At 36.5% G+C, this 13,390-nt stretch carries 14 protein-coding genes; 3 read left to right on the top strand and 11 right to left on the bottom strand.

All coding sequences use genetic code 11. The features are described 5' to 3' along the window. Positions 1-60: 60 nt before the first annotated feature. The gene (locus J2Y60_RS17285) at positions 61-660 is read left to right on the top strand and encodes a nitroreductase family protein (RefSeq protein ID WP_309921521.1); all 600 of its coding nucleotides are present in this window, start codon (positions 61-63) and stop codon (positions 658-660) included. A 198-nt stretch (positions 661-858) separates the two neighbouring features. Here the strand turns inward: J2Y60_RS17285 and pstB are convergent, their stop codons facing one another. The 7 genes from pstB to J2Y60_RS17320 form a co-directional block, all read right to left on the bottom strand. After that, a complete protein-coding gene (gene pstB, locus J2Y60_RS17290) occupies positions 859-1,605 on the bottom strand; it encodes a phosphate ABC transporter ATP-binding protein PstB (RefSeq protein ID WP_309921577.1) in 747 nt (248 codons plus the stop codon). A 10-nt stretch (positions 1,606-1,615) separates the two neighbouring features. Beyond that, positions 1,616-2,461 carry a phosphate ABC transporter permease PstA gene (pstA, locus tag J2Y60_RS17295; protein ID WP_309921518.1) on the bottom strand — a complete coding sequence of 282 codons (846 nt, stop codon included), beginning with the start codon at positions 2,459-2,461 and terminating at the stop codon, positions 1,616-1,618. Then, entirely contained in the window at positions 2,458-3,345 is an 888-nt protein-coding gene (pstC, locus tag J2Y60_RS17300) for a phosphate ABC transporter permease subunit PstC (protein WP_309921515.1), read from the bottom strand. Before pstC ends, pstA begins: the two co-directional genes overlap by 4 nt. After that, positions 3,342-4,175 carry a PstS family phosphate ABC transporter substrate-binding protein gene (locus J2Y60_RS17305; RefSeq protein ID WP_309921512.1) on the bottom strand — a complete coding sequence of 278 codons (834 nt, stop codon included), beginning with the start codon at positions 4,173-4,175 and terminating at the stop codon, positions 3,342-3,344. The genes pstC and J2Y60_RS17305 overlap by 4 nt, the downstream gene beginning before the upstream one ends. Before the next feature lie 405 nt (positions 4,176-4,580). After that, positions 4,581-5,270, bottom strand: coding sequence for a peptidoglycan-binding domain-containing protein (locus J2Y60_RS17310; RefSeq protein WP_309921509.1), 690 nt, complete (start codon positions 5,268-5,270; stop codon positions 4,581-4,583). Positions 5,271-5,341: 71 nt separating this feature from the next. Next, positions 5,342-6,007 (bottom strand): hypothetical protein, encoded by a 666-nt coding sequence (locus tag J2Y60_RS17315; RefSeq protein WP_309921507.1) that lies wholly within the window; start codon positions 6,005-6,007, stop codon positions 5,342-5,344. Positions 6,008-6,108: 101 nt separating this feature from the next. Next, the gene (locus J2Y60_RS17320; RefSeq protein WP_309994700.1) at positions 6,109-6,267 is read right to left on the bottom strand and encodes a hypothetical protein; all 159 of its coding nucleotides are present in this window, start codon (positions 6,265-6,267) and stop codon (positions 6,109-6,111) included. A 716-nt stretch (positions 6,268-6,983) separates the two neighbouring features. Between J2Y60_RS17320 and J2Y60_RS17325 the strand changes: the two genes are divergently transcribed. Then, positions 6,984-7,472 carry a hypothetical protein gene (locus tag J2Y60_RS17325; RefSeq protein WP_309921504.1) on the top strand — a complete coding sequence of 163 codons (489 nt, stop codon included), beginning with the start codon at positions 6,984-6,986 and terminating at the stop codon, positions 7,470-7,472. A 4-nt stretch (positions 7,473-7,476) separates the two neighbouring features. Here the strand turns inward: J2Y60_RS17325 and J2Y60_RS17330 are convergent, their stop codons facing one another. Next, entirely contained in the window at positions 7,477-7,620 is a 144-nt protein-coding gene (locus tag J2Y60_RS17330; protein ID WP_309921502.1) for a hypothetical protein, read from the bottom strand. Positions 7,621-7,691: 71 nt separating this feature from the next. Here J2Y60_RS17330 and J2Y60_RS17335 point away from each other — a divergent pair, with 71 nt between their 5' ends. Beyond that, a complete protein-coding gene (locus J2Y60_RS17335; RefSeq protein ID WP_309921499.1) occupies positions 7,692-8,036 on the top strand; it encodes a hypothetical protein in 345 nt (114 codons plus the stop codon). Positions 8,037-8,177: 141 nt separating this feature from the next. On the opposite strand, the gene J2Y60_RS17340 is transcribed toward J2Y60_RS17335, so the two are convergent. From J2Y60_RS17340 to J2Y60_RS17350, 3 genes are all read right to left on the bottom strand, one after another. Then, positions 8,178-10,037, bottom strand: a complete 1,860-nt coding sequence (locus J2Y60_RS17340; protein ID WP_309921496.1) for a TlpA disulfide reductase family protein — start codon at positions 10,035-10,037, stop codon at positions 8,178-8,180. Between the two features lie 343 nt (positions 10,038-10,380). After that, complete coding sequence (locus J2Y60_RS17345) at positions 10,381-10,920, bottom strand: hypothetical protein (protein WP_309921495.1); 540 nt, start codon at positions 10,918-10,920, stop codon at positions 10,381-10,383. A 186-nt stretch (positions 10,921-11,106) separates the two neighbouring features. Beyond that, a complete protein-coding gene (locus tag J2Y60_RS17350; protein WP_309921492.1) occupies positions 11,107-13,365 on the bottom strand; it encodes a DUF5916 domain-containing protein in 2,259 nt (752 codons plus the stop codon). Between the last annotated feature and the right edge of the window lie 25 nt (positions 13,366-13,390).

The raw sequence follows: 13,390 nt of genomic DNA on the forward strand, positions 1-13,390 counted from the left end.
AGAATACTATACTTAGTTTTGCAACAATAAAAAGTATAGTATAATTAAAATTTTAGAAAAATGAGTTTTTTAGACCTTGCAAAAAGCAGATATACTACAAAAAGGTATAGTGCAAACGAAAAAATTGCTGATGAAAAAATTCAGCAATTAAAAGAAATTTTACGGTTAAGTCCGTCATCTATCAACAGCCAGCCTTGGAAATTTATTTTCGTATCGGATGAGATAGCGAAACAGGAATTGGCAAGCGTTTCTTTCTTCAACGAACAAAAAATCAATGAAGCAAGCCATTTGGTTGTATTTAGTGTTATTGAGAGCGTTGAAAATTTTGAAGAACAAATTCGTCAAAATTTACCAGAAGGGGCTGTAAATTATTATAATAATTTTCTAAAACCGTTGCCCGAAGCGGAAATTAAATCTTGGTTTGAACATCAGGTTTATCTATCACTTGGATTTTTTCTTTCAGCATGTGCAAGTTTGGAAATAGACAGTTCGCCAATGGAAGGAATTAAAAATGAAGAATACGATAAAATACTTCAACTAAGTGGCTACAAAACGTTGTTTGCTGTTGCTATTGGCTACAGAAATCCTGACGATAGCAATCAGCCGTCTCTTAAACCTAAATCTCGTTTGGCATCAGAAGCCATTATTCAATCAATATAGGAAATAGGAAAAAATACATCTTGATTTTTCGCCCTTCTACCCGCTATCGCTTGGCGTAGTGAAAAACACTACGTCTGAGCGAGGGTCTGTAACTGGTCAAACTATTGTATAAGTTCCTAATAGATTGCTTATCTATCCCTAACGAGGGACTCAAGTCCCTCGCTAGGGATAGTCTTGGACTACGCCAGTACAGCCCCATCACCCAAAATGCCCACCCACATAATTTTTAGTGAGTTCTTGTTGTGGATGTTTGAAGATGTTTTCGGCTGTATCGTATTCAATTAATTCACCTAAGTACATAAAAGCAACATAGTCGGATATACGTTGTGCTTGTTGCATATTGTGGGTAACGATTACAATGGTGTAGTTGTTCTTCAAAGTCATTATCAGCTCTTCTATTTTGTTGGTACTGATGGGGTCTAGGGCTGAACACGGTTCATCCATCAAAATAACCTCGGGTCTTAGCACCACTGTTCGGGCAATACATAACCTTTGCTGTTGTCCACCTGATAATTTTACGGCTGGTTTTTTAAATTCATCCTTAACTTCTTCCCATAAATAGCTTTCTTTAAGGGCTTTTTCAATCATACTGGGGATTTCGTCCTTCGGGAAATTATGAATATTCAATGCATACGCAAGGTTATCGTATATACTCTTGGGTAAGGGGTTGGCTTTCTGAAATACCATTCCTATCCGCTTACGGATTTCGGTCACAGAATTTTTGTTATCGTATATATTCAAATCGTCCAGCTTTACTACTCCCTCTATTCGTGCATCAGGCGATAAATCGTGCATGCGGTTGAAAGTACGTAACAAGGTGGATTTCCCACAACCAGAAGGACCGATTAAGGCAGTGACTTTATTTTTGGGAAAATCTATATTTACGTTTTTCAATACCTTCTTTTCACCAAAATATAGGTTTAAATGATGTGCCGATAGTTTTATGTCTTCCATGTTAGGCTTGTGATTTGTGTTTGAAACGGATATAAAAGGCTATAATATTCAGCATAAAAACCAGTAGAATCAGTACTGCCGCTGTGCCATAAGCCAATGGTCTGACAGATTCGATAGATTGATGCTGTGTTGATAACATATATAAATGATATGGCAGCGCCATAAATTCTTTGTTGACCGATGTAGTAATGCCATTGATATAAAATGCTACTCCCGTAAATAAAATAGGGGCGGTTTCACCTGCTGCCCTCGACATCGTCAGGATAACACCCGTAAGAATGCCCGGTAGTGCCTGTGGCAAAACTACATCTTTGATGGTTTCGAACTGGGTTACGCCCAATGCCAAGGTGGCTTCTCGCATACTGTTGGGTATTCGTTTGAGGGCTTCTTCGGTAGTAGTAATGATATAGGGCAACGAAAGCAAGCCCAACGTTAGTCCTGCCGATAACACCGAAGTTCCCAACCGTAGGGTCTGTACAAACAAAGCCAGACCAAACAACCCGTAAATAATAGAGGGAATACCTGCCAGATTTCTGATAGACGCCCTGATAATATTGGTAAGCATAGACGGCTGTGCGTATTCGTTGAGGTATAAAGCACAGGCTACCCCAAACGGCACCGAAAATAGCGTTGTAATAAAAGTAAGTAAAACAGTGCCAACAATGGCAGGCAGTATGCCCCCCTTTGTCATACCTTCGGTAGGTAATTGGCTGATAAATTGCCATGAGATTGATGAAAAACCCTTCGAGAAAATATCCCAAAGAATTATGCCCAGAATCAGGCAGACTACCAATGTACTGCCCAACAGTAGCAACCAGTTCAAAACGTTTTTTATGTTGTTAATCATGCGTCGAATTTTCTTAGTCTGTTAGCAAAATATTCTCCTATTAAATTGATGGTAAGGGTTATTAAAAACAATACTACTGCAATGGCAAACAGGGCGAAGTAATGCGTAGTTTGATAGGGAACTTCGCCCATTTCAATGGCTATGGTAGCTGTGATTGTTCTAACAGAATCCAAGAAACCTTTTGGCAAAACAGAGGCGTTGCCCGTAGCCATCAGTACGGTCATGGTTTCGCCTAGTGCCCTGCCCAAGCCCAACATCACGGCGGCTATTAACCCTGGTATGGCCGCAGGCAGGGTAACCTGAAATAGGGTTTCCCATTTGTTTGCACCCAATGCCAAAGAGGCCTCGCGGTGGCTTTTGGGTACGGCACTGATGGCGTCCTCGCTGATGGTGATGATGGTCGGCAAAGCCATTACCGATAATAATATTGACCCATTTAGGGCATTCAGCCCATTTTGGATACCAAATATTTTGGCAATGCTTGGCCCTATCAATACTATCCCCAGAAAACCAATAGCCACTGATGGAATAGCCGCCAACATTTCGATGATGGGTTTCAGCACTAATTTTAAGGTAGGGTGTGCCATTTCGGATAAAAAGGCGGCCGTAAATATGCCCAAGGGCACGGCTATTATCATCGACCCTAAGGCTACCAAACCAGTACTTACCAATAATGGAGCAATGCCATAGTGCCCATTGGTATTTTCGGGATTCCATTGCGAGCCTGTGAAAAAATCTAGGGGTTTTATTTCCAAGAAGAAGGCTATGCTATTATACACCAGCAACATAAAGATGCCCCCTAGCAAAGCAATCGTGATAAAACCTGTCGCTTTAAATAGCTGTCGGGCTAGGCTATCGATAAATTCTCTTTTTTGTAAGGTCATGGCTTTATGTTTACAGGATAGTATCCCGACGTTTGAATGATTTTTTTGCCAATCTTGCTTTTTTCAAAATCCAGAAAAGGCTTTATTTTAAGGTATGAATCTGATTTGTAATATTGGTACAATGGGCGTTGGAAGTAATACTTACCAGCCCTAATCATGGCGGCATCTAGTGGCGAGACCGCCTTTTGGTTTTCCTTGTCATAAATCGTTAGCACTTTTATGCCTTTGTTGCCGTGTATAACATAGCCAGCACCTACATAGCCAATACCCGAATGGTCTGCTTTGATGGCCTCCAGAATTTGGGCATTTCCGTTCATTTGTTTGGCGTACGGCGAAAACTCAATCTTTAATCTTTTCTTGACAAAATCGTGTGTGCCAGAGTTACTTTGTCGGCCATAGATATTAATGGGCAATCTTTTACCGATTATTGGCGACCAGTCTTTAAACTTACCCCCAAAAACGTTTGCAAGGTTTTGAGTATTGATGGAATCGATGGGGAAGTCGGATGCTACTACAAAAGCGATGGCATCTTGTGCAAAAATAAAGGAGTCGATAGGTATTCCCCTTTGTTTAAAAAGGTCAATTTCCACTTTGTTGATACTCCTAGACGAATTAGCAATATCTGCTGTATTGTTCAATAGCGAGGCAATCCCCAAACCAGAGCCACCCCCCGATATTGAAACAAAGACCTCTGAATTGGTTTGATGAAATGATTCAGCCAATTGCACAGCAAGGTTAACCTCAGTATCAGAACCTTTTATTTTAATGGTATCGTCGTTGTGGGAACAAGAAAATAGAAGAAATAGCAGGAGAAAAATGGAGTACCTCATACTTTTTAGCTTGGTTTGTACTAAAAAGAAGTAAGTAACAAAATTAAAACGTTGAATATAAATAAGTTATGATTATTATATTATTAAAAAATAGTAGGATGGGGGAGTAGGTTTTATAGTATCTCGCTTGGCGTTTGTTTCAAACATTAGCGTATGAAGGTATTTTTAGTAAGCGACGTCTTGTGGTAAACTGAGTACACAACTTGGAAAAATATACAATGCTTTGCACTTTTGTAAAGTAACATCGCGGTTCGTTCTGATGTAGTGAAAAACATTACGTCAAGCGAGGGAAATCCGTTTACTAACAAATACGAGCGTGACGTTCTTCTTAATTTTGGGTCGTAGGAAAGCCTACGACCAGAGGGAGTTTTAAACCATAATAAGAATTTTTCAAGATTGGTATTGTTATGCTTTTATCTTTAATGAAGATAGTGTTTCTTTTCCTAATATACCATCTACAACTAACCCTTTTATCTTTTGGTAGTTTGAGACTGCTTTTGCTATTTCTTCGTTATAAAATTCATCAATGTCTCCGTGATATAAATTAATTTTGGATAATTTCTCTTTAGTTTCTTGTACTATTTTGTGTTCCATTAAAGGTGACCGTACATGAAAATTTAACGGGGGAGTCTGATAATCAAGCTTCAATATGCTATTACGCTCATATTCAACAGCATTAATCAATATTCCAAACTCCCATTGCCGTCCATCTATTGTACTTTTACAAACACCATCTTTTGTGCTCTTTGCTTCTACGGTTCCACCATTTCCATCGCTAAATGCTATATGTCCGATTTTTATTCCTTTAAAACCTGGTGACCTAAAAACAATTGCACCGTAAGTTTGACCAGCTTCACTAATATTAATTTTTTTACATAGTTTAGGAACATCATCTGCCCAATACCCCGTGTAGGCTTCATTTCCTCTAACACCAATTTTTATTTGGGTTGATTGAAATACAATCCAACTCACAAACTCTGCACAATCCCAAGGACCTTTATAGTTGGAATTTTCAAATGGTACATGAGCACCAAAAACATATTTTTCCCCTACATGCTTTTGAGCTAATTCTAAGATTTTCTTTCCTGTTGACATAATGTTAACTTTAATTATTAAATAAGCTTCAATGTTTATGCTTTACTACATGAAGGAGGGGTTTACTTTTGCTATTTTACAAATCCATTTTTCAATTGGTCATCAGTTAATATGGTTTTTTTGACCTTGAAAAACCCTCCTCTAATTAATTTAGAAACTGGAATGCCGTATGCAAGTGTTACAAAGCCTCTTTTTTCATTTGTTCCAACTGTCCCGAACTCATAGCCATACCCTATTTGGAAGTTTAGTAAGCTTATTCCTATTGTCCAAGCAAAAATATTTGCATTATTGCCATTGCTTGAATTTGCTGCAAAGAGAAAACCTGTTTGTATTCCAAATGTATTGTCCATTTCGGTGCTGATAACTTTTGCATTTGCATCAGTTACTTCTGTTAATCTCCCCCAATAGTAACCAACTCCTGCACCAATAGAATTAAAGAAAGACACATTACCTTTTCTATCAGTGGGTGCTCCTGTTGACGCTTCATCTATAGGATTAAATCTTATTATTGGTATTGTAAAATTTGTACTTATAACTTGGGCATTATATTCCTTAATTTCATTAGTACCAACTACTGCTCTTAATGCTGGGACTGGGGCTCCAGTGACTATAGATGTAACGGCAGGTATAACTGTAGTAGTAATTAGACTTTGAAGAGTTGTATCATTTGTTTCTGTTTGGGCTATTAAGTCACAAATAAAAAATGTAAAGTATAATACAAAGAATAATTGTTTCATGATTTTTTTGGTGAAGAATGCTTAGATATTTCAAATGAATAGAATTTGTCATTTCCCCACGCTTTACCATCTAATTTATTAGACACACAGATATAATGTACCTATTTATACGTATTTGCTAAATCAGGATGCGTTGTTTCAACTGATAATATGCGTTGGTCTAAGGTCTTTGTAATCTTGGACGCTTCACAACAAAGATTTGGTTTGATAAGGTTTTGTCTGCCGATATTCTTTTGGGGTGTTTTAATTTTTAAATTCAATCGCTAAAGTGTTATGCGATAATCGCTAATGTGTCATACAAGTAGCAGATTATCAATAAGATATGTGATATTATAAATGTTTAATTAAACCTAACAAATCGCTCATTAAAAATCAATAAAAAGGCGTTAAAAAAACGTGAAAACTTATTATACGGTAGTACGCTTCGATTAATAATGTGTTTTGTGTATTCTAAGGACTAAAATTATGCAGAATCTACCACCATATTAAATACACAGCCCCGCCCAGATAAATGTGGGATAATCCATTTCTCTATTGTATTTTTACCCTTGCTTGGTGTAGTGTTTTTACCAAATTCAACACACAGTGTAATCATTTAATAATTCTCAATACTTATTATGGAAAATGACTTAAAACACCGTTACGATTTTTTTGTAATTCTTAATCAAACACATTACACAGGTTTTATCATTAGATTCGCCCTCTTGCTGTTTCTATCGTGGTTTTTATATTATCAGTACACCGCTCATGAAGATTCCGTATATGCACTGCTGCCCTTATCTAAAAAGACAGTAAACGATATCATCCTTTTTGTATGCTTATGTATTCCTTCTGTAGCATCAAAAAAAATCACTCTTTATTGGCTAGCACTAGTTTTGTTTGCGTCTATTATCTCATGGTAGAAGGAGGCCTCGGGTAACTTCAAATTTATTATCTATTCAATTCAATTATGGGTTTACACCAAACAAAAACAAACATGAAAACAACACATTTATATACTCAGAAAATTAGTTTATTCCCCATGCTGTTTCACGGCTTTAGACGCTACTTCTTTTTAGTAATATCTGTTTTTTTTTACAATTGCAGTAACCATACTTCAAAAAGCAATGAATGGGCAAAGAACAAACCGCCTCAATTTTTAGACAATAGTAAAACTTCAGACAGTTTGAAAGTAGCGTATAGTTGTGAAGGGATAGAATATGAAAATTGGGCAGAAGAAGATGCTAAGGACTCTTGTTTGACGGTCAGTTTAATAAATAGTAACAAAATACCATCGGGTAATATAGATACTATTGGCGAACAATTCCGAAGAATAGCTTTATCAATACAAAAATCACTAGTGAAACCCCAAGCCTATCGTTCTTATAATATCATTTTTGTCAAGAAAATCACCGAGCCAGACGGTTCAATAATCAAAGTCCATTCATCAGGTATGGAAATATCGAATAGAAATTTAAGTAAATGAACAGTTAAATATCATTCTTTTTCGTTTCTGCTAAGGGTTGTACTACTCCAAGTGTTTTCTCAGTGATTTTCAAATCTTTGAAATAGAAGTTGTTTAAACTTTCCGTTTCTGAGGTGAAAGTATTGTATTTTTGAATGGATTTTTTCAAAATTTACGAATAATAGCATCGCTAGGTTGAGTAAAGGAATAAAAACTAAATAAACTTAAAAGGCAATTAAAATGGAAAAAGAATTTTATTATATGGATGAATTCAATGTAAAGACTGTCTTCCACCATCAATTATATCTTGACTATTTATGTAAATGTGTAAAAGATATTTTAAAAAAAGATGTGGATACTAAGGTTTACGAGCATTGGGCGTCGTGGTTCAGCACATTGAAAGACTATGATGACGTTTACATCATAATGCACGAAGGATCTGAATATCTGGCAGTAATTCTATCTGGTGGTGGAGAGAGTGATGAATATGGTAAACTTACAAAAAAACAAAAGGAAGAATTCACCTCTTTAATGCGTAACTACTTGAAAGAAAAAGGTATTTCATCTTTTATTGAAAAAATTTGATAGTGTTTGGTGTAAACTATTCTCTCGCTTGGGGCAATGTGTTTTCTCTGACGTAGTGAAAAACACTACGCCAAGCGAGGGTTGTTGGTTGGATTATCTTACATGTAACGTAACATAGGCAACTTGAAAATGACGAAATGATTATTCACTAATTATTTCAACAACAGACTTTAATTCCTTAATTAATTTCTCCTCAGAACCGAACCCCTCACTTTTATATCGAATTTTCCCGTTAGTATCAATTACGAATTTCGCTGGAATACCTTGTACATGATAAGCCGTAGTTACTTTATAGTTTAAATCCTTCATTTCGTCTATCAGTACATGGAAATCCTCTACTTTTTTTGTACTAAGTATTCTATTTATTTTTTCATCCTTATTCTTTATATCTTCGTTCTCCATAGTATCTATAAAAAGAAACTTCACAGGCTTGTCTTTGAGTTCAATCATTGCTTTTTTCATAGCAGGGAATGACGCTATGCAAGGTGCACACCATGTAGCCCAAAAATCCAATACTATAATACTTCCTTTGAAATCAGATAATCTTACTAAGTTTCCATTCAAATCTCTAAGTTTAAAATCTGGTGCGTCAATATTTATCATTTTTTGTTTTAAAACCAGCATATTTGCATTCTCAGACTTTTCTTTTACACTAATATTTGCCTTTTCAAATCCAATTTCACTACCAGTTGAAGCTACGTATGCTACTTTGTAAAGAGAATCAATAATAGGGTTTGAAACATTATCTTTAATATATTCTTCGGAAAGGGTTCGTGCTTCTTGAAATTGACCATCTGCTATCAAATATTGAATTAGGCGTTTATTTAGGTCTGTGAAAATATAATTTTTGAGATATATGGCTTTTTTTTGATTTATAATAGCACTTTTCTTATCCCCTAATTTAAAAAGAATTTCAGCATACGTATTAAGTGCATCTCCATAAAAAGTGGATAATGTATCATAACTTTGATGTGATAAAATTGATTTCTCAATTATTATTTTTGCTTGTCTGAGGTCTTTGTTCTCTTCTGAAATTCCAGAAGCTACTTCATTCAATTTACTTCCAATCATAATGAAAACCTGTTCAGATTTATCTTTTTCTACCAACGAATTAAATGCTAAATCAAGGTTTTCAAAATCATATTTTTGGGCATAAGCTGCAAGTAGCTCCACTGTTAAACCTCTGTGCTGTACTTCGTTTAAATGTGGAAATTTCTTTAGGATATTCTCATACAAAGCAATGGCTGTATCAGGCTTTACTTGTGAATAATAACTTAATATTTCAAAATTCTTATGAATTGCAGTAAATCCATTTGGATATTTCTGAACGACTAATTTTTTTAATGAGTCGGCGACTTTATAATTTCCATTTGCAATGATATTTGCATAGCGATAAGAAAACTTTTCATTACTCCCTGTTTTCAATATTTCTTTAAAGTTTTCTTTTGCCAAACCTATTGCTTCCATTTTACGATTCGGTATTTTCGATAGATGTTCAATGTAATAAGGCAGCGTTGATTTCCTCATGTCAGGATGTAATGTGTATTCTTTTTCTATTAGCTCTAACGCTTTTTCAGGCTCAACATCACCTTTAAAAAAAAATTCATTCCAAGAATTTGAGTACCCTTGTTGGAAAAAGGTTCCTTTTTTAAGTTTATCTCCTTCATAAACATTAAAACCATAACCCTTTCCTTCATTATTATCTATTTCTTTTTTGTTTACAATCTTAATAGTAAAAAAAGAGACCGAATCTGGAAGGATAAAACTACCGGTTAATTCATTATTAATTAATTGAGTCTTGATTCCTTTCTGCGGCATTCTATTATCATCAAAACAAAAAATATGATACATTTTTGTACCTGCTTTTGCTAACTTTCCCGTGTAAGTAATTGTGATTTTTTGACCTGATTCAGGCTTTGAAGGATTCAAGGTGATGTGGCTTATTTGGGAATAAGCACTTAAAGTGATAACGTTGATTAACAATAACAAGGCATATTTCATAGACAAAAGTTTAAAAAATTTAGGCAAAGCAAGTTACACTTTTTAGATTAAAAATAAGAATAACACGCTCCTAAAATCTATATTAGATGCGTTTTAAGATTAAGGTGAAATTAAGTTTTAACCCTCGCTTGGCGTAGTGTTTTTCACTACGTCAGAGCATCAGGCCTTCTTAGAAGGCTACACCTAGGCTGCAACGGCTATTGGTAAACTGAGTACACAACTTGAAAAATCATAAATGCGTTGCATTTTTGCCATGTAACATTGCAGTACGCCCTTGCGTAGTGAAAAACACTATGCCAAGCGTGGGTGAACACTAATAATGGTGAAACGAATATAGGACAATCTAATAACTAGGTAATACTTGCTCCATATTTTTTAAGTTCTCCAACTCCTTTTTACCATAATGTGAAGTAAGTCGCGAATAATTTCCAAAATGTGCATATATCTGCCTTGGGGTTCCGTAGTAATACCAAAGCCAATGACCATCTTTTGATAGCACACCAAAAAACTCGTGTGGCGTATCATTATTATCAGCACCATACACCAAATATACAAAATCAGTTGAAGTATGCTTTATACATTTTATGCCAACAATGTTCGTGCTCAGTACTTTTACTGCCTTACTCCCCAAATTAACAATATGATGTTTTAACGGAGGGGGAGAAACATTAACTTTCTTTTCCCCAAACTTTACTACTATATCTTGACTTTTTAAAAAGAGTCTATCTCTACTCACACTATCTGGAACTTTGAAATACACTGATTTTATTTTCAATGAACTGGCTTCAGAACACCCGAATTCTTTTGTATAATTTAATAGAATTGTAGAAGAATCCTCTTGTGTGATATTTATTTGAACCTTGCATATATATATGCTGAGCATGTAAAAAGCAAGGTTAAAAACATACTTGTAATGTATCATAAATTATTTTTAGAAACATTATTTAATAGTAAAGTGCCATAACTGCTAACAACTCATGGCATGACTTTAATAGTATTATGATAATTCCCAATTAATTGGAAGTCATGCCATGAGTGAGATTATCATTTATTCCCTAACTACTTACCCTCAAAACTGCTTCAAATAAGAAAGCTTCGCTATCAAATGTAGCTCATGCTGACGTGCTAGTTCGTTTGTAGTGATTCTGGTTAGCCCATCGTTTGATAATTGGGTGCGGTAGTCGTTGAAACCACGTTGATTGAATACCAAGTATAGGAACGACAACGGTTGGTATTCCCATGAAAAACGGATATTCCATACATCAAAATTGTTGGTAGAATTATGCTGATAAAATCCAATTAATTGTACCCTCGGGTTTAAGGCAAAACGCCCCGAAAGAGTATATAATTGAGTATTGCCCGAAGCCTTTTCTACACCCAAATTACTATAACTATTGTTAGTAAAGCGTGCTTCCATAGAAATATGCGGAATTGGGGCAAATCTAAATGTTGAGGAAAAAGTAGTTAATGAGCCATCGTAATATTTACCAATTTCCACATTTCCCGATATTGATATTTTTTTAGACCCATCCGTTTCCCCAAATATCATGTAGCGATTGTACTTGAATTTACCGCTTGGAATAGCTACTTTAAAAAACGACAGGGTGTCGCTCCCGTCGCTATAGTCAATCAACTGAAAAAAGTGGTTCGTGAAAAGACCAAGCCCTCCGCCGTTTTGGAAGGTAAACCATACAGGGTTTGTACTCCATTGTTCTTCAACAAGCTTGCCAGTAGTAGCCGAATAATAATTCAGGTAATATCCGCCCGGTTCAAATGCCCTGATAAAACTAGGTAGCCATTTTCCCCGATTCAGCCAGTAAAAACCTGCCGAATTTTCAACTACATCAGGACGAGCCACAAAGCCCATCTCAGGGTTAAAGGCCTTGTTGTTGATATTTTGCGTAAGCCAGTAAATCCACGATATGCCCTTGTGTACCAATTGATAATGCCCTGCCAGACCCGTTTGACTTTCGTGACTAGATTTAGACAGCATCGCCATCGTATTTACGTTGGTACTTTCGTTGATACGGAAGAAACCATCGGCCGAAGCCGTGATATTGGCATGGTCGCTATCATTTTTCAAGGTAGCAATACCGCCAATTCTGTTTTGCTTGCCGATATTTTGCGAGTATCTCCCTACGACAAAATCCGTAGCAGAATATACATCATTTCCCTTCTGGCGAACATACATAAAACCCGTATTGCTTTTGGTAGAACGGTTTACCAGTCTAGCACCGACCTCAATCGGCACAGGATTTCCATCATTATCCAACCCTATTCTTCTACTGAAAAATGGCTGGATTCGTTGCTGACCGCCATAGAAGTCTTCAATAGGGCTAAGTCCCGCAGCAAAAAGAGAGGCATTTTCTAAGAAAAACTGTCGACGTTCTGGAAAGAAAACTGATAGTCGCGATAAATTATTTACCTGTCGGTCGGCGTCGGCTTGGGCAAAATCCGTATTATAGGTCAAATCCAGTACGGTGTTGGGTGTAATCGCCCACTTTATTTCACCACCCATTTTTACTTTAGAACCATTACTTTGGTCATAAAACTCCGAGCCGTTGTATCTATCTTCCGAAATCAATAAATAAGGTTGGAATCTGATATTAGGCTTAGGAGGTGGAGGCAATATTCCAGACAGTTTTCCTGCATACTGCATCCTAGCAGGCGAAAAAGCACGTGGCAGAGCCGACCAAATGGTTTGCTCGTTGCTCATACGGCGCATTCTGAAAAAGTTAATGCCCCATGTATTCGCTTCAGTGGTACGTTGATAACGTAGGGTTTGCCAAGGTATCGAAAACTCAGCAATCCATGCGGTGTCGTTTCTGGAAGTCCGCACACGCCAAAGCCCATCCCAGTCGTCATCAAACACTTGGTCGTCGAATGCCAGCAAGTCTTTTTGTGAACCATAGGGATTAGTCATAAAAATCATCGCATTGCGTTCGTCGTTAAACCCATCTATAGAAATACCGACTTGGTCACTTCGACCAAACGTAAAGTCACGCTGCAGGTTAGTCACACGTAATGCTTGTTTGCCCAGAGGTTCGTGCAAGATAGCCGCTACGTACAAATAATCGGCATTATACAAAAGCTTGAAAACAGACTTTTGCGAAGCGGGTTGTTTCTGAAAAGGTTCTACCTGAACAAAGTCTGTGATAGATTGAGCATTTTTCCAGACAGATTCGTCTAGTTTGCCATCAACTTTGATAGGGTAATTGATAAAGGTAGCCTGAGTTTGTTTTTTGATAGAATCAGGTAGGAAAATCTCTTGGGCTTGGAGGAAGCAACTACCACCTAAAAATAGTAATAAAGCGTAAAAATAGCGCATAAAAATGATTGAAAATAAAGAGGTT

It is taken from the genome of Arcicella sp. BE140 (genome assembly GCF_031456255.1).
GTDB classification, from domain to species: Bacteria; Bacteroidota; Bacteroidia; order Cytophagales; family Spirosomataceae; genus Arcicella; species Arcicella aquatica.

What these genes read in the sequence shown, in the direction of transcription:
- J2Y60_RS17285 (WP_309921521.1), top strand. Translation starts at nt 61, where the DNA reads ATGAGTTTTTTAGACCTTGCAAAAAGCAGATATACTACAAAAAGGTAT.
- pstA (WP_309921518.1), bottom strand. Translation starts at nt 2,461, where the DNA reads ATGATTAACAACATAAAAAACGTTTTGAACTGGTTGCTACTGTTGGGC.
- pstC (WP_309921515.1), bottom strand. Translation starts at nt 3,345, where the DNA reads ATGACCTTACAAAAAAGAGAATTTATCGATAGCCTAGCCCGACAGCTA.
- J2Y60_RS17305 (WP_309921512.1), bottom strand. Translation starts at nt 4,175, where the DNA reads ATGAGGTACTCCATTTTTCTCCTGCTATTTCTTCTATTTTCTTGTTCC.
- J2Y60_RS17310 (WP_309921509.1), bottom strand. Translation starts at nt 5,270, where the DNA reads ATGTCAACAGGAAAGAAAATCTTAGAATTAGCTCAAAAGCATGTAGGG.
- J2Y60_RS17315 (WP_309921507.1), bottom strand. Translation starts at nt 6,007, where the DNA reads ATGAAACAATTATTCTTTGTATTATACTTTACATTTTTTATTTGTGAC.
- J2Y60_RS17325 (WP_309921504.1), top strand. Translation starts at nt 6,984, where the DNA reads ATGAAAACAACACATTTATATACTCAGAAAATTAGTTTATTCCCCATG.
- J2Y60_RS17335 (WP_309921499.1), top strand. Translation starts at nt 7,692, where the DNA reads ATGGAAAAAGAATTTTATTATATGGATGAATTCAATGTAAAGACTGTC.
- J2Y60_RS17340 (WP_309921496.1), bottom strand. Translation starts at nt 10,037, where the DNA reads ATGAAATATGCCTTGTTATTGTTAATCAACGTTATCACTTTAAGTGCT.
- J2Y60_RS17345 (WP_309921495.1), bottom strand. Translation starts at nt 10,920, where the DNA reads ATGCTCAGCATATATATATGCAAGGTTCAAATAAATATCACACAAGAG.
- J2Y60_RS17350 (WP_309921492.1), bottom strand. Translation starts at nt 13,365, where the DNA reads ATGCGCTATTTTTACGCTTTATTACTATTTTTAGGTGGTAGTTGCTTC.